Source organism: Candidatus Uabimicrobium amorphum (assembly GCF_009002475.1).
Classification (GTDB): domain Bacteria; phylum Planctomycetota; class Uabimicrobiia; order Uabimicrobiales; family Uabimicrobiaceae; genus Uabimicrobium; species Uabimicrobium amorphum.
This window is the reverse complement of record NZ_AP019860.1, coordinates 8,931,822-8,955,162: the sequence shown is the minus strand read 5'-3', so window position 1 is coordinate 8,955,162 and position 23,341 is coordinate 8,931,822. Positions and strand designations below refer to the sequence as shown.

Below are 23,341 nucleotides of genomic sequence, written 5' to 3'. Positions count from 1 at the left end.
TTGGGGAAAGGGCGGACACAAGGTCCGCCCCTACATTCCACCTCAGTTCCTGTGAACTAGGTAAATGAACGATTCTTAAATATCTTGCTGCAAATCAACATTTACATTTCTCTCTTTTAGATGCGCAAGTATTTTCGTCAGACAATCTTCATGTTGTCCAACGTACTCTGGAGGGCAAATACCTTTGCGGGTGAAGTGTCCTTCGGCGATTAGTCGCGCAGCTCCTGTGCAGGTATATCCAGTTGTTTTTGCCATGGATGTTGTATCTGTTTCACTGCAATAACGATCTAGCATATTGTATACATACTTTTTGTTCTCACCGTTTTCCTTACCCTCTATGGTGATGCGCATTACGGTAAAATCGTGTTCTTTTTCCTCAAATTTCCATTTCGGGAATAGCAATTGCGCAGTGAGATCGATGGGGCGTATTTTATTACCTTTCACCGAAATTTCTTCTTTGGAAAAAAGTCCGGTTTCACGCAGTACCTTCATATACTCAATATGTCTACCTGGGTAGCGCAGTGTCTTTTCTTTCATGTTGGGAATTTGCATGGTTTTGAGTAAAGTGCGTAGGCCATCGCTATTGAAAGATTCCAACGTACCAATTTCGGGAAATTCCACGTGTTCGGTTTCAGATAACGCCTCTTTGATGACAATTTGTCCATTTTCCATAATACGCGCAGGTCTTGTGTATTCTTCAATAACGTCTATGGGAGAAAAAGGCGCCTTGTACTCGTATGGCCACGATCTTCTGGTGGGTAATCCACCTACGAGACACTCGAAGTTATCTATTTGCATGTTTTGCGTATGGTGTCCGAGTATGATGTTTCCTAAACCAGGTGCCACACCGCAATCGACCACGGCGGTCACACCGTTTTCTTTTGCTAAATCGTCTAACAAAAAGAAATCTTCTTCGCAAAAAGAAATGTCTGCCACATCTTTTTTGGCTTCGATAACAGCTTTTAAAGCATCAAAGCCCATAAATCCCGGTACGGCTAAAACGACTAGGTCAAATGGTGCGACGCAACTCTTGATGGTGTCTGCTTGACTAAGGTCCGCGGTTTTGGTTTCGATATTGAGCTGCTGTAATCCTTCTAAATTTTTTGGGTTTACATCAACGGCGGTAACCTGATAGTCTTTTGCTAAATCTTTGGCCATTGCCTTTCCCATAAGGCCAGCGCCTAACACAACAATTTTTTTCATGAATTTCTACCTCTCTTGTAAATAAACTGTGCAGCTGCGTGGTGGCAGTATAAGTTTTTGGTGGTGCGCAACTTCGCGCAAGTTACTGTCAATACGGTGTTTTTTTCCACGAACGGAGATGAAAACAGGTTCTGTAAGTGCAGGATGAAGTTTCCATTGTCCTTGGAGTAATGCATGTGAAAATTCTACCTGTTGTGGAGCGGCGTTAAAAGCCATCACGATGTTTTTGTACTGCTTGTCAAATACAAAATCACTATTGTCAATGAGCATCACGATTACTCCAGGAAGATTTTGTGCATTTGCATTTAAGAATTTTACGCGGCGCTTGATTTCTTTTGCGTTGGGTAGACGAAATAGCTTGGAGCTATAACGCACCTTTAGCACGCGCAAAAACTGCGCAAAACATTCTAATATGTGTGGAGTTGTTGTTTGTAAATTTTCGTCTTGTAACCGTGGTCGCCAAAAATCCCATTCGTGGTAGTTCTTCTCTTTACATGGAATACCAACTCCCCAATTATTTGTGGCATAGGATAAATCGAGTTTGTTGAACCAATCTCCTGAGTTGTAGCTATCACCATCTCCTGACTTGGAACGTGCAATTTCGCTTCCGGCATGAATAAACGGAATTCCCTGCCCCAAGAGGACTAAACTCAAACCGAGATTTTGCATGGCGATGCGTTCTGTGGTTGTGGCGGTATTTGGTGTTCTGTTGTTATTGTGAAAAGGGGCCTTGGCACAAATTTGATCCCATAAAGTGTAATTGTCATGTGCGGAAATGTAGTTGATGCATTCGTAAGGTTGTGATGTATAACCACAGGGAGCACCGCGGTAGTCAATTTCAAAGCCATACACTGTTTTGTCATTGTCTTGGTATAGTGGAAAATCCGCCAATCCTCCGGCCAAAGAAACGCGAATATTATTGGCATAGTTCACTAATTTTTGACGTTGGTGCTGTAAATTGCCGCTCGTCTCACTGTTGTCAGCACAATTATTGTAATCGTAAAAGAGACCTGTGACAAAGCCTTGGTCCGATTTGGTGCGATGTTCAAAATTACCGCCGCGTGCGGTGTCGCGTAAACGATCGTTAAATGTTCCGATGCCGGTTCCGCGCGCGTTTATTTGGTTCATGACTTTTTGCGGATAGATATTGTGTAGTGAACCAAAAGTCCATCCTTCGCCATAGAGATAAATCTTTTTGCCGTCAACTCCGTCTTTTTCTGGGGTTAATTGATCCAAAGCACGACGGATATTGTGTAAATTATCGACGGTGTGATGCCCCATCAGGTCAAAACGAAATCCGTCTATTTTGTAGTATTTTGCCCATATCACCAAAGTATCGATCATCAATTTTTCCATCATCGCATGCTCTGTCGCGGTGTCAGGGCAACAAGTGGTATTTTGCACATAACCATTTTGTTGCAAGCGATAGTAGTAGCCGGGAACGATTTTATCGAGAACCGACCGTTGGTGCTGTCCGCTCGAATGCGTATGATTGTATACGACATCCATCACAACGCGTAGGCCAATTTTCGCAAGAGACGTAACCATAGAACGCATTTCTTTAATGCGTGCGCTACCTTGGGGATTGACAGCATAGCTGCCTTCGGGAACGGCGTAATGAAAGGGATCATAGCCCCAATTAAAACCATCTTCATCGCGGATCTTACCGATGAGTTCTTGTGGAATTTTAGAGTCGCGCGCCAGATTTTCGGGGATTTCACAAGTTTTTTGTTGTTGTCTATCTTCATGGATGGTGGCGATGTCGAAAACGGGAAGCAAATGCACGTGGGTAAGTCCGTACTGTGACAACTTTTGCAAGTGTTGCATGGCAAAAGAATCGGTGTCGGTGAATGCCATGAAAGTACCGCGGAATTCAGGACGAACACTACTGTCCAAAATACTAAAGTCGCGTACATGTAGTTCGTAAAGTGATATATCCATAAAATCTTTGAGTAAGGGTTTTTGCAACTGATCCCATCCTTCAGGCTTAAGATCTACATCGTCTAAATCAATAATGTGGCTGTGAGTGCTGTCTTGTGCCAGACTCAGCGAATAAGGATCGGTGACTAGGTTTTTTTCAACGCGATTTGTTTTTGGAACAAAAACTTCGACTTCGTATAGGTAGAACTTGTTTTTCCAGTTCTTTTCTCCGTGTATTTGCCACATGCCGTGATGCTGATATTGCATATGTAAAATCTGTGGCTTGGTATTTTTTACCGTATCAAATAAATGCAGTTTCACAGACTTAGCGCTAGGGGCCCAAAGACGTAAAATCGGTTTGTCATTGGTGAATTGTACACCCAGAGAATCCTCATAGCGGAAAGTATGATCAAATAATGACCATAATTGTACTCCTGTGGCAAATAGACATTGCTCCTTTTGCACAATGGCAAAAATGAGCTGTTTCTGCACTAGTTGGCGAATTTTTTCATTGGTAACGTCGACGTTAAATTGCATGTGGTTTTGCAAATAACGTGGAACTGCTATGGTATTTGATTCTCTAGCTTGCAAAGTGATAAACGGATGTTGTTGCAAGTTTTGCAGCGTGGCTCCACCGTTTTCTACATAGTAAAGACGTGCATCTCCATCTTTCGCTTCTGTAGGCAGTTTGCATAAAACGGTTTGCGATGTAAACCAGTATGCTTTACATGTATCAAAATGGTGTTGTTGTGCCATGAGACATCCTAACAAAATGCATAAAAAAATCGCGTTTTTCACAGTCTTATTCTCCTAGAACCCTCAAAAAATGCCGTAAATCTTGTTGCGACTCTTCTTGTAATTGAATGATAAATTCTCTCAAAAACTGTCGTTGCTCTTTGCCTAAATTATTGACAATTTCGCTCACCTGAAAGGTGGTTTGGAGGCGCGCTATTTTGGCCGCCATATCGTTTTCTTTTTCCAGGTGCTGTAAAAATTTATTGACGTCTATGCTCACAAAAATTAGCGGCATCGCTTCTTCATAGTTTTCAAGAGAAACGTTTAAGTTATAATATCCGATGTGGAAAGTCAACTTTTGTGTCTGCGCGAAAGCATTGACGACGACGTAACTTCCCAGTGAGTTAATGTCTATTTTGTTTGTATCTACATCTCGTCCATCTTCTTTTACTTGTAAACGATATATCTGGTTATCTATGCGCAATTCTTTTGGGGAAGAAATGGTCATATTGCCGAGATGCAAAACATCATAAACACTGAAACTAAAATCGCGTTCGTTGTATGGTAGGTCTGCATATATTTGGTAGATATCCTGACCGACGTTTATATTTACTTCTGTTGGCAACTCCCCATATCTCTCACTGATGACCATTATCGTATAATTTCCGGGAGGTAATAACAGTTCTTCACTGTAGGTACCGTTGTGGACAATGGCTTTAATTGGCTCTTGTAGCTGTTTTTGTGGGTCTATAATTACAGGGAGTACGCGCACTAGAACAGGTTGTAAATTTACATTGTAGACACTACGTTCGCCAGTACGCAACACAACTTTTTGGGCAAATTGTTGATAGCCGGGCGCCGAAATTTTGAGAGTATACTCTCCCGGAGGAAGCATGGATACGCGCGTGTAGGGAAAAACGATTTGGCGATTGTTGGCATCAATTACCGTTAACTTTGCATTGTTGACAGGCACGGCGTTTTCGATATTTAATTCGAGTGGAACATTTTGCGCAACTACTGTTACTTTGTATTCAAAACTTTGCTCTCCTGGGGGAATGTTTACTTTTTGTGTGATCTCCTTGCAACCAGGTGCCACAACGCGAATTTTCCACTCCCCTGGATGCAGTTTGTGCGAGGTGCCCGCCGGCAATGATCGCTTGTTTTCTTCTTGTTCTACAATGATTTGTGCCTGTGGAACATTGCCGCTATCTTTCTTTACGTAAAAGATCACATCGCGTTTCTTCACGGTGATTTTTTCGCGTAAAGTAAACGAGGTGTTTTTGGGAAGTACATCTATGGTTTTATTGACGACCACAAAACCGGGTTGTTCTATTTGCAAAGTGTACTTTCCTGGCAATATGGATTGTGGATTTTGTTGTTCGTTGAAGATAACAATACCGTTGAATTTATATTGCTTAAGCCCGGTGTTAATTTCGTATTTAATAGTACGTTTTTTGGCGATGATAGGCATGATAATTTTTTGCGCGTCTTCACCTGGAGTAATGATAATTTTTTTTGTAAATTTTTCAAAGCCTTCTATTTCAATGTCAAAGCGATATTGTTCGGGTAACAGACTCTCTGGAAGTTGTTGTAAAGGCTTTTTGTTCTGGGTGATACTTGTGATTTTACACTGTGACCGTTCACCAACGTCAGGACTCATTATCCATTTTAAAGAACGAGGTTTGGGAATTAACCTGGCATCGAGTTTTTTAAAATCTTCGCCTTTGTTCAAATTTGCTTCTATTTCGAAAGGGTGGTATCCTGGTTGACGAATAGTTATTTTATGTATTCCCATGGTAATTTCACTATTGTTCGTATACTGTTGTTCTCCTATGGAGAAGTTATTGATGTTGATGAAACGACCTGATTTTACATCGAATCCTTGTATGACTATTTCGCACTTTTCTGCCAGCACTTCATGGGAAAAGAACTTTGACATGGCTGGTTCACTGGCAAATCCAAGATGGTCGATACTGGTGACTTGGCAGTAATAAACGCCGTTGTCGACACCACGCAATTTGTGTTCTACTTTTTCCGTTTCAGCACCGACATCTTCTGATTGCAACGGAATTTGTGGATTTTTCTGGGTAAAAACTTCTAAGTTGTATAGGTCAATCCCCTGGTATCCTCGCCATTCGAGAGGAATCGCATTTGTAGAAATGACTTCGTTGTCTTTATTGGGTAAAATCCACTGTGGTGCCTTCGGAAGAGATCGCGGTGTTGAGGGCGCTTGTCCCTTTTTGACAGAAGACCCCTGATTTTCTCCTACAGAGACTGTCTCGCCACCGGAAGTTAGTCCAATAGATCCTTGATAAACAGAAACCAAAGAACCTTCGTTTTCTTTTACGCCTACGCGAAATTTATTACTACTTACATCCATACGATCGGCGTCGGGAATGGCGATGCGTGGAAAACTTTCTTGTTGTACGGTGGTGGTTTTTTGATAGCTAACATCACCTTTTTTTACATTTAGTTCATTGTCATAAGTAGATGAAATTAAACTACGCCCTACACTATTTATGTAGACGTTTGCAGAATTGTACAGTTTTACCGTGGCTTTATTGTGAGTTTGTAGTACACAAAAAGCTCCTGGTGCGAGTTGAATATTTTGATATTGACGTACAAGATCGTTTTCACGGACCTCTTTTCCGTCAACTGTCACGGTTCCTGATATGGATACAATGCGTAGTGATTGCGTAATTTTAACCCTTTGCCAATGCCAAAAACCTAATAGTATAATTAGCAATGCGACAAGTACAGAAACTATACGACGACGATGTTCTATGCAAAATCTTTGAACAGAAGTCATAAAACGTTTGATCACAACAGGCCATCGTTCGGGGTATATACTTAACTGTACTTTTCCACTGGCACCACCGACTTCCATTTCTAAGAATTCTAGCTGGACGTTTTGTGCCTTTTCTCGAAAACAAAAGATTGCATCGGATTGCGCCATACCTTCATAAAACGTAAGTTTGAGCTTCCGCGGAATTTTTTTGTCGACTTTGTCTTTGCAGCTACACAAATATACGCGCTTGCCATTGTATGTTTTGTCGACTTCACCGTTGAGCATAACCGTAAAATTGGCGGCAAATTGTTCTAGCATTCGCGGTTTTTCTTCCGTAGAAAAGATGATCTCACGCCCACAAGGTTCGACTTGCCATGCGTCGTCGCGGTGTGTGCATGCGTCACTGACACCATAATATTCATCGTGGTATTCTACGCGAACACTGATATCGTGCTTTCCAAGAGGTACTTGATCATTCAGTGCGACGAGCACCGGTAACATACCGCGCTCTCCAGGCATAATTTGTGGCTTTTTCTTGGTGGTGATGGTGTAGCCTTCGTCGACTTTACGGTCATTTATATAAAATTGTATTTGGGTGTCGCGAATAGTTGCCGGCGTTTGTCCATTGTTTTCCACGTGAATAGACACAACATAATTACTTTCGTTCCACTGAACTTTTTTGTTGCTAATGGCAACGTTTACGACTTGTAAAATTGCCGGAGCTGGTGTGATTTCAATGGGGAAACGACTTGTACATTGTGAACTACGCAATAAAATTTGCACGTTTTCCGTTTCTTGTAGTGTCGAGTCGTAACGTAAGTTTTGTGTGACTATTCTCGCTTTTCCCGCGTTAAATTGTTGAGGATGGATTACGCAAGGTTCATTATTGAAGTACAAGGAACCACTACCAATCGTTTCCAGAGTGACTTTGTCGGCGAAATCTTCGTTGATGTTACCGTACTCGTCGTGAGCTTCGACGATAAAATTTCCATCAAATGGACGACATGCCACTTGTTTTTGTACACATGTCACATGGAAAGTCTTTGTTTGATTTGCCTTGCATTGCGGCAAGGTGAGCATGGATTCTGCACCACCTGGTCCAGGTAATACGACGTCTATGGCATAGCGCTCTTGACTTTTATACAAACAAAAAACCTCTGGGGTTTTGGCGACACCTTGATAAAAATTTAATTCCAGGCAATCTGGTATCATGGTTTTCGCCGTGGTGGGATGCCCTTGTAGTTGCAAAGTACTTTTACGGTTATAGGTGACGTCGGTTTCGCCTTCGCGACATACCTGCACTTGTAACGCAAATTTTTTACCAGCAGTGACTTGGTCAGGCATGGAGAATTGCAATGTGCGGTCTTTGGGCTCTACTTGTAGGCAAAAACGGTGACCGAAGGAGTAACTTTGCTCTTCGTTTGTCACCGGGTCTATTGTTTCAACACTTGGATAGACGTTTATATTGGCAGAGATAATATCTTTCCGGAGTTCAAAGGTATAGTTTTTGCGAAAGTGTTCTTTGGCGTTGATTTCTGTTTCTTCGTCTATACATAGAGTGTTGTCGCCGATGGCCAATAGGATGCGTTTGGCTTGAATGGATGTTTCGCCATTGTTGTACAAGTGCAAGTTAAAATGAATTGTATCTCCGCATTCTACAAGTGATTCTTGCGCAGCAATGTTTTTACAAACCAACACTCCATGTTGTGGTTGTAGTTCTACGGGAAATTTGGTGACGACTGTATTACAGCGCAAAGAAATGTAGGATGGTTCGTCGATATTTATTTTCGTCATGCAAAAATTACTGAAGCGATATTTTCCATTTGCAAAGTAATCTCCTGGAATGACAGAGGAAAAATTTTCGTTGTAAAAGTATGCATTTTCGGTGGATATACCTACGTGATCGCCAAAACTATCTATGATATTGTCAAATTTGTCTTTGGCGACAATGTAATTGTCTCCCGTAAAAGGTTTTCCACTTAGTTGTGGTTCTACGTGTATAGCAAAGTGATCGAGTACGCCACTGGCGATTAAACAGGAAAAAGTCCCCTTTGCACCACCGATTTCGGAATCCTCTACACCAATGGTAATTTGTTGGCGGTGTTGAAATTCAAAAATTTTGCCGGTATATGCTTTGCCGTCTACGAACTCTAGAGCAATTTTTTGTGGCAAATCCGTGGTTTCTTTACGAGCGCCATAATACAAAAATAGGTTTTTTTCCCCTTGGTAGCTTTTGTCGATGAAATTTCCGTATTTTGCTTCAATGGAAATTCCAAAAGGCTTCCCTGCACAAGTATCTTCGTTGCAAATTGTCGTGAAGGTACGTCCCTTTTTCTCAATGAATAACCCCGGTATTTTTTGTGAAGACACCACCTTTATCTCTCCGGTAGTTTTGTTGATGAGATCCATCACCAACTGCATGGAAACGTCTCCACTAATTGTTCGTGGTTTGGTGGGAAAACTTACTTCTAATTTACCATTGAAATATGCGAAGTCACCCTGCACCTTGACGTTTTCTTCCGCAGTCTTTTCATAGATAATATGTATTTTTTCTATCGAAAATTTTGCGGGGGATATGGATGCCTCTAGGGTAATTTTGCCCGAATTTCCTTCGAGTATTCGTTTATTCTTTAGCTTTATATTTTCTAACTGTACATCGCACTGCAAGGATTCTAGTTGCCACGAGTCACGTATGGTAATACCATCGCATTGACATAAGATTGCGGCAGGTTGAGACACATCGTCTACCACACAAAAAACCTCCGCGGCCGTTAAGTCAATTGTTCCATTTTCGGGTTGGAGTTGTAGCTTGGTGTCTTTGTTATTGTTTAAATTTCCATTTTCAAGTGTTAGAGTCAGCGGTTTGTTGAAGTCGTGAATGATGTTACCGTATATATCGCAAACAGTAATGGTATTTTTGCCTTTCAAGAACTCACCATTGATCTGTGGCGAGGTGAGATGAAAAATAAACTGCGGTTTCTGTGCCGGAGTTATCTCGATATTTTTGGTAACTTCTTGCTGGTCATATTCTAGGGTAATTTTTGCTTCTTTTTGAGAGGCAAACGCACAAAACACTTCTTCGCTAGTGGCGATACCTTCGTGAAAACTGAGTTGATATTGCTGTGGAGCTTGCGGTTGTTCGCCGTTTTTGGCTTGTTGTGCGGCGAAAGAGAACATCACGTCTAAGGTTTTATGAAAAGACGTCACTAATTTCTCGTTGCGCATGGCGCGAATTTCTAGCGCAAATTTTTCTCCCGCCATTTGTGTGGGCGCACATTGTATGGCAAAATTTATTTTTCCTTTTGTGGGAACAACGCAATCGATATCTTTGACAAAAGTTTTACGGGCATTTGGTAGCTGTACCAAGGTTTTTACTTTTGCTTTTATCGATGGTATTTCCGGTTGAGAGCAATCGATCCTAAATGGCACAATATACTTATCTCCGGCTAAAATTTTTACCTTAGAAATGTCCGATTTCCACTGTAGGTCGTTGGAAAGTTCTAGCACAACAGATAACAGATCAATATCTATTTCGTTGCGATTTTCCAATGTAATTTTTCCTTGTAGATCTTCGTTTTCATCACGAGGGGAAAAATCTACTTTGGCAATTTTGATGCGTTCGTCTTTTATACCATTGAGTTCTTTTAAGATGAGTTCGCATTTGGTGTTCGCTTGCTCATTAAGTACCGCTTTTATGCGTGTGACACCGCTGTATACATTTGCGGTATAGGCAATTGTTACTTGACCGTTATCCTTGGTTGTGGTCGCGATCTTTTGATTTTGTCCACGTTGGCGCTCAATAAATATCTGTACTTTTTGCGCGGGAACAGGGTTATTGTTGCGGTCGACGGTACGCACGGTAATACTTACCGTACTTTTGCCATCGGCAACAACAGCATTTTGCGACAAGCGGAGTTGAAGTTTTGCCGCCTGCACACGCGGTATTTCAATTTGTATGTGGCACTGGGAGCAAGAAATGCAAGTGCCAAACGACTTGCTTGTCAATCTTTCGATATTTTTGCAGTAAGGGCAAATCGCCACGATTGCTTGTTCTACTTTGGTCACTTGGGCAAAGGGCGGTATTCGCTCTGGGGGATTTGGTATCTCGATTTGTCCGTTGCAGTTTGTACAGCTTCTAGTTTCCCCTACTTCGGCAATTTCATTTACTAATTTAGCATGACACAACGGACAGGCGAAAAAAAACATATTTTTTTGCATGATTTCCTCATTGTTTTTTTATTTTTACCGTTCTACATATACAGCGAAAACCAATAAAGCCAGCATGTTCTGGCGCTACAGCATAACTTACATATGTACGTGCGCGATCAAGAACCGCATTGAAATGGCTTCCTTTTACTAGATATTTACCATTTTCGTTGCGGGTACTCGTCCACTCCGAAACGTTTCCTGCCATATCGTATGCACCGTAAATACTACAGTCATATGTAAAACTCTTTACTTTAGCAACACGCCCAAATTGTTGGTTGACCGCTACATTGGTGAGAGAAGAATCTTGCTTTTCTCCCCATGGAAAAGTGCGCCCATCTGTACCACGTGCTGCCTTTTCCCATTCTTTGACGCGTGGTAAGTCAAAGCGAACACCGCTTATACGACTTTTCCATTTACAGTAATCTTTTGCCGCATAGTAATTGACTCCAAAAACGGGATTGTCGTCCTGCAAGCCAAAACGCAATTGTAAATCATCGTTCCACAGCTGTTCCCATGAATTTGCTAGCATGACCCGCGGAATGTGTTTGTCTTCACCAAAGGCCTTAAAAAAACGTTTGTAGTCACCAAATGTGACTTCTGTTTCCTCAATAAAAAATGGCTTAACGTCTACTTGATGTTGGTAATCATCAACAAGTAGTCGCGCGCCAACATAGAATTTTCCGCCAGGCACAAACACCATGTTGTCTAGTTTGCTTTGCAAACGAAATATCGGAAGGCGCAGTTCGCCTTGTGTATCGACGATAAACGGAAGAAAATACTGCGGCGTTTTTAGTCCATAACTACCCAATTCGAGTTGCCATTTTTTATTTTGTGTGATTTGTGGAATACTTTGGAGGCGAAATAATCCATCTTTGTCAATCACACGGTACAAAGTGAGCGCTTCATCCATAGAGTTTGCGATGAATACGTCTCCTTGGTTTTTTATATTCTTCACCGCAGTTTGTAACTGCGGATTTAATTTGACGGCGTTGTCTATTTTTTCTTGTATGTTGGCAAAATCCGTGTAATCCCGTTCGCGAAATTTTCTTGTCGCACTGTCTAGATAGTTCTGGGCGAGAATGTTTTGTATTTTTTCATTCGCGGAAAAATTCAAGATGTTTTTACACAGTGTTTCTATGCGCTGTTCACACTCTTCTATACGCGCATTGAGTTCGGTTGCTTTTGTCAGTAGTTTATTCGCAGAGCTTTTGTTTTGTTCGCTGCGTAAAACATCTAAAATGTCTAAGCGCTCTTGAAATAAATCTTGCCAACGCTTTTGCGAAAGTTCTACTTGTTTTGTGACTTCACTAACCCAGTACTTTTTTTGTATTTTTAGGGCTTGTTCTCCCGCAGCAGCACTCGCTTTATTGACGGTAAGAAAATGGTATCCCCATGCCAAGAACACGACAAATAGAAAGGAAACCATAGCCATTGCGGCATTTCGGGCCACCATCTTTTCTAGTTTAGCAAACCAATTATCGCGAAGAGCATGGACTGATTTGCCTTCCATGAATAACCGTATATCTTCGCGCAGTTGGCGCACCGAGTGATAGCGGTGATATTTTTGTTTGGCCATGGCTTTTAATGCGATTGCCATGAGTTCTTTTGGAATGACATCTCCATTGCTGTTGAGACGTTTTTTTTCCGCAGGAGTGCTTACAACCATTTCAATGAGTTGCAGTACATTTTTTGCGGTAAATGCCGGCTTTAAAACTAAAAGTTCGTAGAGAATGGCCCCTAAAGAATATATATCGGTGCTCTCGTCTATGGTCTTTGTTTCGCCTTGCGCTTGTTCTGGTGACATATAACGTGGCGTACCAATGATACTGCCATGGGCTGTTTCATCCGTAAAATCTAGGTTAAGTTCTTTGCTCGCTTGTTCTGCGTCTGCTTCTCCAATTTTTTTTGCTAAACCCCAATCAAGGACCAAAACCTCGCCAAATTCCCCAATCATAATGTTTTCTGGCTTTAGATCGCGGTGGATAATTTTTTTGCTATGAGCAAATTCTAAGGCATAGCATATATTTTGTACAATTTCTAAGCGCCGTACAATTGTGTATTCTTTACTTTGAGCTGTTTTATTGCGCAGCTCTTCAATGATATGTGCGAGGGTTACGCCACCAATCATACGCATGGTGAAATACAAGTCGTCTAGACACGAAATGTCATATATTGTGATGATGTTGGGGTGTTCGAGAACGCCACTAATACGCGCTTCACGCATAAATCGGTAGCGCGAAGTATCGGTAATGTTGTTTCCTTTGATCAGTTTCATCGCCACTTCGCGTTGTAAAATATTGTCTCTAGCTAAGAGAACGACACCCATACCACCTTTACCTAGCGTTTTTTTGATTTCATAGCGTTCTTCGTTGGGGATGCCTTTTAAATTTTCGATAGTGATGTCTTTGCCACTAGTGGATTTTCCGAGAGTGGCGCCAATACTTTTTACCTTTTGACTCCAAGAATCTTCGTAGTCTTCGTCACTAACCCTCGGTAAATCTTGGGCTGTTTTTTTGTTGGCGGCGTTTTTACTGGAGGGGTTGCGAAGAGGAATGTTTTCTGTTTTTGCGGGAGAGGGAACATCTATCACCGTTTTCGACTTGGATAGAGAGTCGTTTTTAGTTTTTTCTGTAGGTACAATCTCTAAAGAGGCAATTGTTTGTGGAGGCGTATCGCTCTTTTCTGTAGCAAAATCGATATCAACAGTTTCTTGTATATCAGACTGTTGTGCATGGTGAACCGTGTCGGCCACTGTCTTTTTCGAGCCGTTTTCGCTTTCTGTATCACATTGTGTTTGATTTTGCCTTTCGTTGCTTTTGCTATTATTTTCCATGTCTAAACTTCTTTCCTATGAAAGCTTCCTTATTTCTTGGGAAGTTTGATGGTAAATGTAGTCCCTTCCCCTACGTGGCTTTCAATTTCTAGTATCCCTTTATGGTCTTTTTCAATAATTTTTTTACAACTAAAGAGGCCCATTCCGGTACCAGTACTTTTTGTTGTGAAAAAAGGTTCGAAAATTAAATTTTGATATTCTGGACGAATCCCTGGTCCATTATCTTTGAAGTATAAAATAACATGTGTGTCGTCCTGGTGAGAGCCCACTTCGAGTACAGACTTTTCTTGTTCCGCCATTGCTTGAATTGCGTTTAAACACAGGTTGATAAATACTTGATCTAAACGGTTTACGTCCATATAAACACTGGGAAGATCCGCTGTAAAATTTCGTTTTATCGTTACTTTTTGGCAGCGGGCTTCGGTTTTGATGAGTTGTAAACTCTGTTCTACTTTGTCGTTAATGTTTCCCATCGCTAGTTTTATCGGATCTGTTCGTACTAGTGATAACAATTGTTGTGTTAGAGACTGTAGACGTTCTATTTGTCTTTCAAAAGCCTCGCGTAGTGAAGGATCTACTTGATCATTTTTTAATACGATGTACGACACACCAAGTATAGGGGTTAGGATATTTTTCATATCGTGAGAGATTGCCGTTGCCAGAGTACCGACGATAGACAATTTTTCGTTCTTTACAAGTTGTTCTTGAGCACTTTTCAGTTCTTGGTGTTTTTTTTGCAGCTCTTCATATAGTTTTATATTTTCAATCGCCAACTCGGCTTGCTTGGCAATAGATGCGAGTAGTTTTAAGTCATTTTGGTGAAATATTTGTTCGTGTCTTGAATCGAGATATATGACTGCCGCGACCTTATCTTTGGAAATGAGAGGCACGCACATTGCTGCTCGTGTCGAAGAACGGCGAATACTTTCGCTATTTTTGTAATCGCTATCACTTTGGGTGTCTTCGATGAGAATTGCTAGACGATCTTCAATACACTTGCGCAATATTGTTTCGCTAACTGTCGCACTTGTGGCATAGTTTTTTACTACGACAGGTTCAGAAAATTGCATGTTTTGGTCGACGAGTAATACAAATGCTCGCTCGGCGTGGATCGCCTTTATAATGATTTCCACAATTGCTTCGAGAAAGTTTTCCATTTGTAATTTGCCGACAAGAGACTCGGAAACTTTCTGGAATACGGCAATATGCTTTTTGAGTACCGTAATATCACTATTTTCAATACTCAACCTAGCGGTAGATATTGTCGAAAAATTTAAATGCGCGGTAGGTGATGAGGAGAGTGTAACAGCGCTTTCTTGTTCGTTGAGAATCAGAAATTCTGTTTGGCCAGCGGTAAAAGTTTCACCGCTTTCTAGTTGGGCATACGTTACTCTTTCGTCGTTTACCCATGTTCCATTTACGCTGTTCAAATCATGTAATATGTAATCTGCACCATCATGAACAATTTCACAATGACAACGAGATATTTTTACATCGTCGACTAGGCGAATATCTTGGTCTGCTTTGCGACCAATGGTTACCCTTTCTTTTTGGATATGGAATATTCGACCTTTTCCTGGTCCTGATAAAATTTGTAACTTCAAGACATGACCTTTCATCTACCAATGCTATTTCAACATAAAACTTGTAAAATGATATCGAATAGAAAGACATAATATATAACGATTATGAATGGAAAACTAGAGTTTTAATAGAATAATTGCAGGATTTCATAAAAAATACTCCAAAATATTTATTTTGGAGTATTTTTTTAGGCGTGTTTAAAATGAGTTCTCGATTAGAGAATGTTTTTTATATCTAGAACTATTTTTTTCACAAATTAACCCGTTTTGAACACACCCTTATTTAGTACTAGGGTGTGAATCTAGTATTCTTTTATCAAATTTGTTGCCGCTATTTGTGTCGTGTGCACAGTGACATTGTTTTGTAAACGCAATTCGGCTATTTTGTTTTTGTATTCTGCCGTGTTTGCTTTTACAAATTGATAATGTATTTTTCCTTGGGTTGAGAGCTTTGTGAAAAAATGTGTAAGCTGTTTTTCACTTACGTCTTTAATGTTTACAACATAAATAGATTGTATTTTTATATTTTTTCGTGCTAAACTTTCACGTAAATTAAACGATAATTCATTTAAATTATCATCAGATTTCTGTATATTATTATGCAAATCGCGATAAAACTTTTCCAGGTCGTTTTGAGCAATGGTTCGTTCGTTTGTTTCTTCTATAAACATCAGAGCATAAGGTGCATACTGAATCACCATAGGTACCACTTGCTGTAATATCATGCCTGGAAGTTCTAATAAGGAGCAGCCTGGACATAACAGGATACTTATTAGTAGGATAAAAACTATACATTTTTTCATAAAAAACCATATGTTAGACAAAGTAATCATAACTTAGAGCAACAATTTAAATATTAATAATATGATACTATAAAAGGGGTTATGATTCTAGATAAATTTTTATTTCATGTAGCATCAAGTAAGGTAATCCGATGAAAACCTCAATGGAAATACGCAATCAATTTTTAGATTTTTTTGCAAGTAAAGATCACAAAATCGTAGATTCAGCACCAATCGTGAATCACGGAGATCCAACTTTGTTCTTCTGTAATGCTGGTATGAATCAATTTAAGGATATATTTCTAGGTACACGTCAGACAAGCGACAAGAGAGTTGCTAATACGCAAAAATGTTTACGCGTTTCAGGAAAACACAATGATCTCGATGTGGTAGGAAGAGATACATACCACCATACTTTTTTTGAAATGCTTGGCAACTGGTCCTTTGGCGATTACTTCAAAAAAGATGCGATTTCTTGGGCATGGGAATTTTTAACAAAGGTATTGGAAATTCCTCAAGAGCGTCTATGGGTAACCGTTTTCGGTGGTGACGAGCAAGACGGTGTTCCTGCTGATGAAGAGGCTTCCACCTTGTGGCATGAGGTCGCAGGTGTTCCCAAAGAAAGAATACTTCCTTTTGGTAAAGGAGATAATTTTTGGGAAATGGGGAAAAGTGGACCTTGTGGACCATGTTCTGAAATACATATTGATCGTGGTGAGACGATTGGTGACTTAGCGTTGGCAACAGATCCGAAACTAGGCGTCAATGGTGAAAATGATCGTTTTATTGAAATTTGGAACCTGGTATTTATTGAATACAATCGCAATGAAGACGGCGGATTAGAGTCTTTACCTGCAAAACATGTTGATACAGGTATGGGATTTGAGCGTCTCGTCGCTTATCTACAAGATAAAAAATCTAACTATGACACAGATCTACTTGCTCCGATTATACAAGAGACGGAAAATTTGTGTAGTATGAAGTATTCTGCGCAAGATACTTTGTTGTCTGATGTGGCCTTTCGCGTAATCGCTGACCATATACGCGCTATCACGATTGCTTTTGCTGATGGAGGTCTACCGGGAAACAAAGGTAGTGGTTTTGTGTTACGGCGTATTCTAAGACGCGCAGCTCTCTTTGCGAAAGAATATCTAAACACTAGTGATGCTTTTCTGCATAAACTTGTTCCGTGTGTAGGTAAAATATACGCTGATATTTTTCCCGAAATTTTACAACAACAAGACCACATTATGCTGGTGATCAAAAGCGAAGAGGAATCTTTCTCTAAGGTTCTGGAAAATGGAACATCTCTGTTCAACAAATTGTTAGAGGAAACCAAAAGCAAGAATCTCAAAGAAATTTCAGGAACAAAAGCATATTCTTTATATGAGACTCACGGATTTCCCGTGGATCTTATTGAGTTGATGGCGGAACAAAACGAAGTGACTATCAATCATAAAGAATGGAAAAAAGCAGAAGAAAAACATCGCGAACTGTCTAAGGACAAAGAATTTGATTATAATTTTTCCATGACGGAAATCGAAGGACTTCCAGCGACCAAGTTTAATGGCTATGGAAAACTTTCTGGACAGGCAAAGCTTTTGAAGTTAATCGGTACGGATAAGATTATTTTAGATCGCACCACGTTTTACGCAGAATCGGGGGGGCAAGTTTCCGATACGGGTACTATTACCGGAAAGAATTTTGCGTTTCAAGTAGATGATACACAAAAGCATGGTGAGATTTATGTGCACTATGGACAACTTGTCGAAGGAAATTTATCGCAGTTACCTCGTTGGGTGAGTACACATGTAGATAAACAACGACGTCGAAAAATTATGGCAAATCACACGGCAACACATTTGTTGCATTCTGCTTTGCATCGTGTATTAGGAGAACACGCTGTACAGAGAGGCTCGGAAGTTTCTCCTGAAAGATTGCGTTTTGACGTATCGCATCCACAAAAAATTACCCAGGAACAAGTACTGTCAATAGAGCGTATTGTAAATGAAGCCATTGCGCAAAACACACGCGTTAGCCGTCGTATTTGTTCTCTTGATGAAGCAAAAAGCAAAGGGGCGATGGCTCTCTTTGGCGAAAAATATGGAGAGAAAGTTCGCGTGGTATCTATAAGCAACTACTCGATGGAACTATGTGGAGGAACACATGTTCACTATACGGGAAATATCGGTTGTTTTAAAATAACCTCGGAAGGCGCTGTACAAGCTGGTGTACGTAGAATTGAAGCTGTTACGCGCGGAATCGCTATTGAAAATATTCAGGAAAAAAATATACTCCTCGACAAAGTTCAGACGCAGTTAAAGGTAGGAGAAGAGCAAGTCTTAGAGAAAATTTCGCAAATGCAAGACGAAATAAAAGAGCTACGTAAGACACAGAAGCAATTTGAACAACAACAGGTGAAAATCCAAAGAGATGCTCTTTTGCAGCAGGCAAGTGATATCAATGGTGTTAAATTTGTTTTTGCTACCTTACCGGAAGCTAAAGTGGAAAACTTAAGAGATATGGCGGATTTGATGCGTAAGAGTTCTACCCCATGTGCTGGCGTTATTTCTTGCGAAAAGAATGGAAAGCTACCACTCGTAGTTTTTGTGTCGGATCACTTAGCGGACCATCCCAAACTTCATGCAGGTGAATTACTGAAAAAAGTTTGCGATTTGTTGGGTGGAGGTGGAAATGCGAAAAGAAAAGATTTTGCCCAAGGACAAGCAATCAAAATAAATCAGATCAACGAAGCTCAAGATCTGGCGCGGGATTACATTACCGCTGCTACAGAGTAGGTAATTTCGCAATGGTTATTTCCATTTCACGGTGTCTAGTGCCGTAGAGACCTTTGGCTTATTGGATATCGTGAAAGCGGAAATGACTACCGTCGTTTATATAAAACAATATAGACAATAGTATATGTAGATTTGTGGTTGTTGCGAGTAGGTAAGCCGTTCGTTTTCATTTTTTTTAAGAGGGCGACACGCCTAGCTGCGGTAGAATATAGATTACCAAAAAAAAGTTGACAAACTATTATATGCTTGCTATATTCCATAACTTGTTATTAACTAGAAAATTATTAACTTTGAACATTATTTTCGAAAGATAGAAAATGGCCGTTCCAAAAAGAAGACAATCAAAAGCTCGTTCGAGAAAAAGACGCTCTCACGACGCGCTCATCGCCCCAACATACACATTATGTACAAATTGTGGCGCACTTACTAGACCTCACTCTGTTTGTACCAGCTGTGGAACTTACAAAGGTGTACAAATTCTAAAAGTAAAAGAAAAGAAGAAATAGGTTTATTTTAGCCATCATTTAGAAAGGCAAATAAGAGCGTGACACGAGACGAAATTCAAAAAAAGATTATCAATATTGTGGCTGATATTGCGAGTTTCCCTGAAGATAAAATAGAAGGAAGTTCTTCTCTAATTGAAGATATCCACGCAGATTCTTTAATGGTATTTGAAATCGCTCAAGAAATAGAAGCTACATTTGAGATAGAGATTGACGAAGAAGATTTAGAAACAATAAAAACGATAAATGATGCAACGGATCATATAGAAAAAAGATTGAAGTAAATAAGCGTATGACAAAAAAAAGACGAGTTGTTATTACAGGTTTAGGTTCTGTGAATTCATTGGGACACAATGTTGCGCAGTTGTGGAAAAATTTATTAGACAATAAAAGCGGTATTGATACCATTTCCAAATTTGATTGTGCAGAACACCGATGTAAAATCGCAGGTGAGGTTAAAGATTTCGATCCAACATCCGTCATTCAACCACGAGATGTTCGTCGCCTGGATCTGTTTACTCAATACGCTCTATATGCTACCCATGAAGCAATCGAAGACTCAAAACTTGATTTTGCCAAAGAAAATCCGTTACGCGTAAGCGTAAACTTAGGTTCAGGCATGGGCGGAATGACATTAGTAGAAAAACAAGTTCAACTCGCTAGAGAAAAAGGCTTTCGTAGAGTTGCGCCCTACACAATTCCTTCCGCGATGTTAAGTGCCGCAAGCTCCGAAGTTTCGATAAAATACGGTTTTAAAGGCATGAATTTTACCGCTTCTGCAGCATGTGCTTCTGCACCTTATGCAATTGGACTATCTGCGCGAATGATTCAGTATGGAGATGCCGACATCGTTGTTTCAGGGGGAACCGAAGCAATTATTACACCCACCACAATGGCGGGATTTTCGTCATCCAGAGCACTATCTAAGAGAAATGATGAACCGAAAAAAGCGTCGAGACCATTTGATAAGACACGTGATGGATTTGTTATGGGAGAAGGCGCTGGTATCGTTATTCTCGAAGAGCTAGAGCATGCTAAACAAAGAAATGCCAAAATATATGCGGAAGTTGTTGGTGTTGGCTGGGGAGCTGATGCATACCATATAACGGCACCTGACCAAGAAGGGAAAGGTGCTGAGTATGCCATGAACCAAGCAATTGACGATGCACAAATACAAAAAGAACAAATTTCCTACATAAACGCTCATGGTACAAGTACGAAACAAAACGATGTTATCGAAACAATGGCAATTAAAAAAGTGTTTGGCGACTATGCATATAAAATTCCGGTATCGTCAACAAAGTCGATGATTGGACACCTAATCGGTGCCGCCGGGGGCATAGAATGCATCGTGTGCGCACTAAGTGTTTTTCACAACAAGATCCATGGTACAGCGAACTATGAGTTTCCTGATCCAGACTGCGATCTTGATTACGTTCCCAACGAATCAAGAGATTTAGATGTGCAATATGCCATGTCTAATTCTTTTGCATTCGGAGGATCAAACGTATCACTTGTTTTAGGCAAACTACAGAATGAAAACTAAATTTCTTTTGAAACAAGAGTCTTTCTTTTGTCCGATTTAGTTTTCATCCTTAAAAACTAGTTATGTAATAGAATAATACGCTTTAAAATCTATTCATGAAAAACAACAAAATTTTAAACTTGTTATTCCAATAGAACACTGAATAAAGGAAAGCAAACTCATTTAGTTTGAGATTTGCAACATAAAAATTATGAACCTGGAACTTCGTATAACTAAAGGACAAAGAACTGGTTACCTAAAACAAATCACTAAGCCAGAGAGAGTACTTATAGGTAGAGATGCCAGCTGTGATCTGTCAATTCCTGATGATCCACTACTTTCTAGACAACATTGTCTTATAGAAATAACAACTTCAGGTATAAAAGCAATCGATTTAAAAAGCCGCAATGGTACTTTTGTAAGTGGACAGAGAATAGGGGAAAAAATTCTCAATCTGCATGATGAAATTCGTGTGGGAAGTCATGTATTTCAAATAGTGCCTCAACAAAACTTGTCTCCTGGAGTTGTGGGGAAATGTGGGCAATGTGGCTGTAACATTTTAGACAGTGATGTCAAGCAAAGAAGAGCTTTCCGACATGGCGACCAAATATATTGTCAGCAGTGTTTAGAACGTGGGATTCCAGCTAAAAATCAAAGACGTGCCCCGCAAGTTACGATTACGTCGGATGAAATGCCACAAAGAACCTTAGAAAGACCGCCTCATCCACAAGTGAAGCCTTTACCTCCAGGAATTCCTACACAAATAGGACCTTTTCAGGTTTTAGACATTCTCGGAGAAGGTGGGATGGGTTTTGTGTTTAAAGCACGACATACATATCTAGAAAATGTCGTTGCGATTAAGGTGATTAAAGAGGAGTTTACTTCGGAAGAAAAAATTGTGAAGCGTTTTCTTCAAGAAGCAAAACTGGGTATTTCTCTCGATCACCCCAATATTTTACGTATCCATGACGCTGGTGAAGCCAATGGAAATTTTTATATTTCCATGGAGTGTTTTGATGGGGAAGATGTAAACAAAATCATCAAAAAACACGGTCCTTTGGTTCCACCAATATTGATAAAGTTAGCCATACAAATGGCAAGCGGTCTTGGACACGCTCATCTTAAAGGTATTATTCATCGCGATGTAAAACCATCAAATATACTAGTGGATCGCAAGGGTGTGGTTAAGATAGCGGACTTTGGATTAGCAAAGGTGCGTGAAAAGGCAGGGCAACTTACTGCATCAGGACAGATGCTTGGAACAATACAGTATATTTCGCCTGAACAATTAGAGGACGCAAAAAGTGTAAGTGCACAAACGGATATATTTTCATTGGGTGGAACTTTGTACTACACCTTAACAGGTTTCCCTCCGTTTGGTGAAGATCCTCCAGGTAAAGTAATTGAGAATATCCTGCGCAATGATCCACCTCCATTGAGAAACACTGTTGCGAATATTCCTCCTGAGTTGGAAAAAATCATCATGAAAGCGCTTGCGAAAAAAAGCAAGGATCGCTTCAAAACCATGGAAGAAATGCGCGACGCACTTCTCGCTATTAAGATATAAAAAAGCTCCCTTTGGGAGCCTTTTTTTATGCTTTTTCCATTTTCAATTCACAAACTCTTAACGAAGACGCTTAATAAAGTAGTCATAGCGCCTAGAATTAGGTAAATAATCTCCCGGATAGAACGCAACAAGCTTCTCCTCTTTTAGAAAACTTTTCCATTCTTTTTCCAGTTCTTGGTGCGACTTGTGGAATTTTTTATTGTGAAATGATTTGCGGAATAACGCGTAGCCATAAGTGTTTATATACCATTTGACAAAAGAACCACCGACCACATACACCTGCCATGATCTATAGTCTCCCATACGTGAACCACCCATGTAGCCCGCCCAATTTATGATTTCATCTAGTGGAAGTATCTCATTTTTTTTGATAAAAAGTCGTACCCAATTATCGTTGGTTTGTCCATATTGTGGCCAAGTATCGGGAATGCGATTTTCTTCTTCTAATACGACTTCTAACGTTGCGGTGGCAATGCCTTCTTTAAAGAAGAATAGCGATTTAGAACCGGTGGCATGGTGTCCTAACTCATGGATATATGTTTCTACAATACTTTGTGGGCGGAAAAATGCGGGCACGCGAATTGTTCCGCGGTAACAGGTTCCGACACCTTGTCTATTTGTCAATATACATATCACAGGGCCAGGGTTGGCGTTGTTGTAAGTGTAAACCTTTGGTGTCCAATACAGAATTTGTTCGCGAAGGTCACGATAGAGTTCTTGTGGCAATTGTGCTTCGTTGACAATACGCACCACAGGTTTTTTCTGTAAGCGAATATTTTTTTTGTCGTGGCCACTACATCCCAGCAACAATACAAGCAATAAGTAAATGACATTCCTGCTAATCCTGTTAATCCAGTCTAAATAATACATTTCTATCCATCCTGTTAATCCAGTC

At 40.3% G+C, this 23,341-nt stretch carries 12 protein-coding genes; 5 read left to right on the top strand and 7 right to left on the bottom strand.

From position 1 onward, the window contains the following. Positions 1–75: 75 nt before the first annotated feature. The 6 genes from UABAM_RS31480 to UABAM_RS31455 all read right to left on the bottom strand — a co-directional run bounded on the left by UABAM_RS31480 (position 76) and on the right by UABAM_RS31455 (position 15,996). The gene (locus UABAM_RS31480; protein ID WP_151972011.1) at positions 76–1,203 is read right to left on the bottom strand and encodes a saccharopine dehydrogenase family protein; all 1,128 of its coding nucleotides are present in this window, start codon (positions 1,201–1,203) and stop codon (positions 76–78) included. A 6-nt stretch (positions 1,204–1,209) separates the two neighbouring features. Continuing rightward, entirely contained in the window at positions 1,210–3,879 is a 2,670-nt protein-coding gene (pulA, locus tag UABAM_RS31475; protein WP_151972009.1) for a pullulanase-type alpha-1,6-glucosidase, read from the bottom strand. Positions 3,880–3,925: 46 nt separating this feature from the next. Continuing rightward, positions 3,926–10,864 carry an Ig-like domain-containing protein gene (locus tag UABAM_RS31470; protein ID WP_151972007.1) on the bottom strand — a complete coding sequence of 2,313 codons (6,939 nt, stop codon included), beginning with the start codon at positions 10,862–10,864 and terminating at the stop codon, positions 3,926–3,928. Between the two features lie 7 nt (positions 10,865–10,871). Further along, complete coding sequence (locus tag UABAM_RS31465; RefSeq protein WP_151972005.1) at positions 10,872–13,688, bottom strand: bifunctional serine/threonine-protein kinase/formylglycine-generating enzyme family protein; 2,817 nt, start codon at positions 13,686–13,688, stop codon at positions 10,872–10,874. A gap of 29 nt (positions 13,689–13,717) precedes the next feature. Beyond that, on the bottom strand, positions 13,718–15,292 hold the full coding sequence (locus UABAM_RS31460; protein WP_173013684.1) for an ATP-binding protein: 1,575 nt from the start codon (positions 15,290–15,292) through the stop codon (positions 13,718–13,720). Positions 15,293–15,573: 281 nt separating this feature from the next. Then, positions 15,574–15,996 (bottom strand): hypothetical protein, encoded by a 423-nt coding sequence (locus tag UABAM_RS31455; protein WP_151972001.1) that lies wholly within the window; start codon positions 15,994–15,996, stop codon positions 15,574–15,576. Between the two features lie 209 nt (positions 15,997–16,205). On the opposite strand from UABAM_RS31455, the gene alaS reads away from it, so the two are divergent. From alaS to UABAM_RS31430, 5 genes are all read left to right on the top strand, one after another. Next, a complete protein-coding gene (gene alaS / locus UABAM_RS31450) occupies positions 16,206–18,851 on the top strand; it encodes an alanine--tRNA ligase (protein ID WP_151971999.1) in 2,646 nt (881 codons plus the stop codon). 317 nt (positions 18,852–19,168) lie between these two features. Next, positions 19,169–19,357, top strand: coding sequence for a 50S ribosomal protein L32 (gene rpmF / locus UABAM_RS34310; RefSeq protein WP_151971997.1), 189 nt, complete (start codon positions 19,169–19,171; stop codon positions 19,355–19,357). Positions 19,358–19,395: 38 nt separating this feature from the next. Then, complete coding sequence (locus UABAM_RS31440; RefSeq protein ID WP_151971995.1) at positions 19,396–19,638, top strand: acyl carrier protein; 243 nt, start codon at positions 19,396–19,398, stop codon at positions 19,636–19,638. 8 nt (positions 19,639–19,646) lie between these two features. After that, on the top strand, positions 19,647–20,900 hold the full coding sequence (gene fabF, locus UABAM_RS31435; protein ID WP_151971993.1) for a beta-ketoacyl-ACP synthase II: 1,254 nt from the start codon (positions 19,647–19,649) through the stop codon (positions 20,898–20,900). A gap of 190 nt (positions 20,901–21,090) precedes the next feature. Continuing rightward, complete coding sequence (locus UABAM_RS31430; RefSeq protein ID WP_151971991.1) at positions 21,091–22,446, top strand: FHA domain-containing serine/threonine-protein kinase; 1,356 nt, start codon at positions 21,091–21,093, stop codon at positions 22,444–22,446. 57 nt (positions 22,447–22,503) lie between these two features. On the opposite strand, the gene UABAM_RS31425 is transcribed toward UABAM_RS31430, so the two are convergent. Continuing rightward, positions 22,504–23,316 carry a hypothetical protein gene (locus tag UABAM_RS31425; RefSeq protein WP_151971989.1) on the bottom strand — a complete coding sequence of 271 codons (813 nt, stop codon included), beginning with the start codon at positions 23,314–23,316 and terminating at the stop codon, positions 22,504–22,506. Positions 23,317–23,341 lie beyond the last annotated feature (25 nt).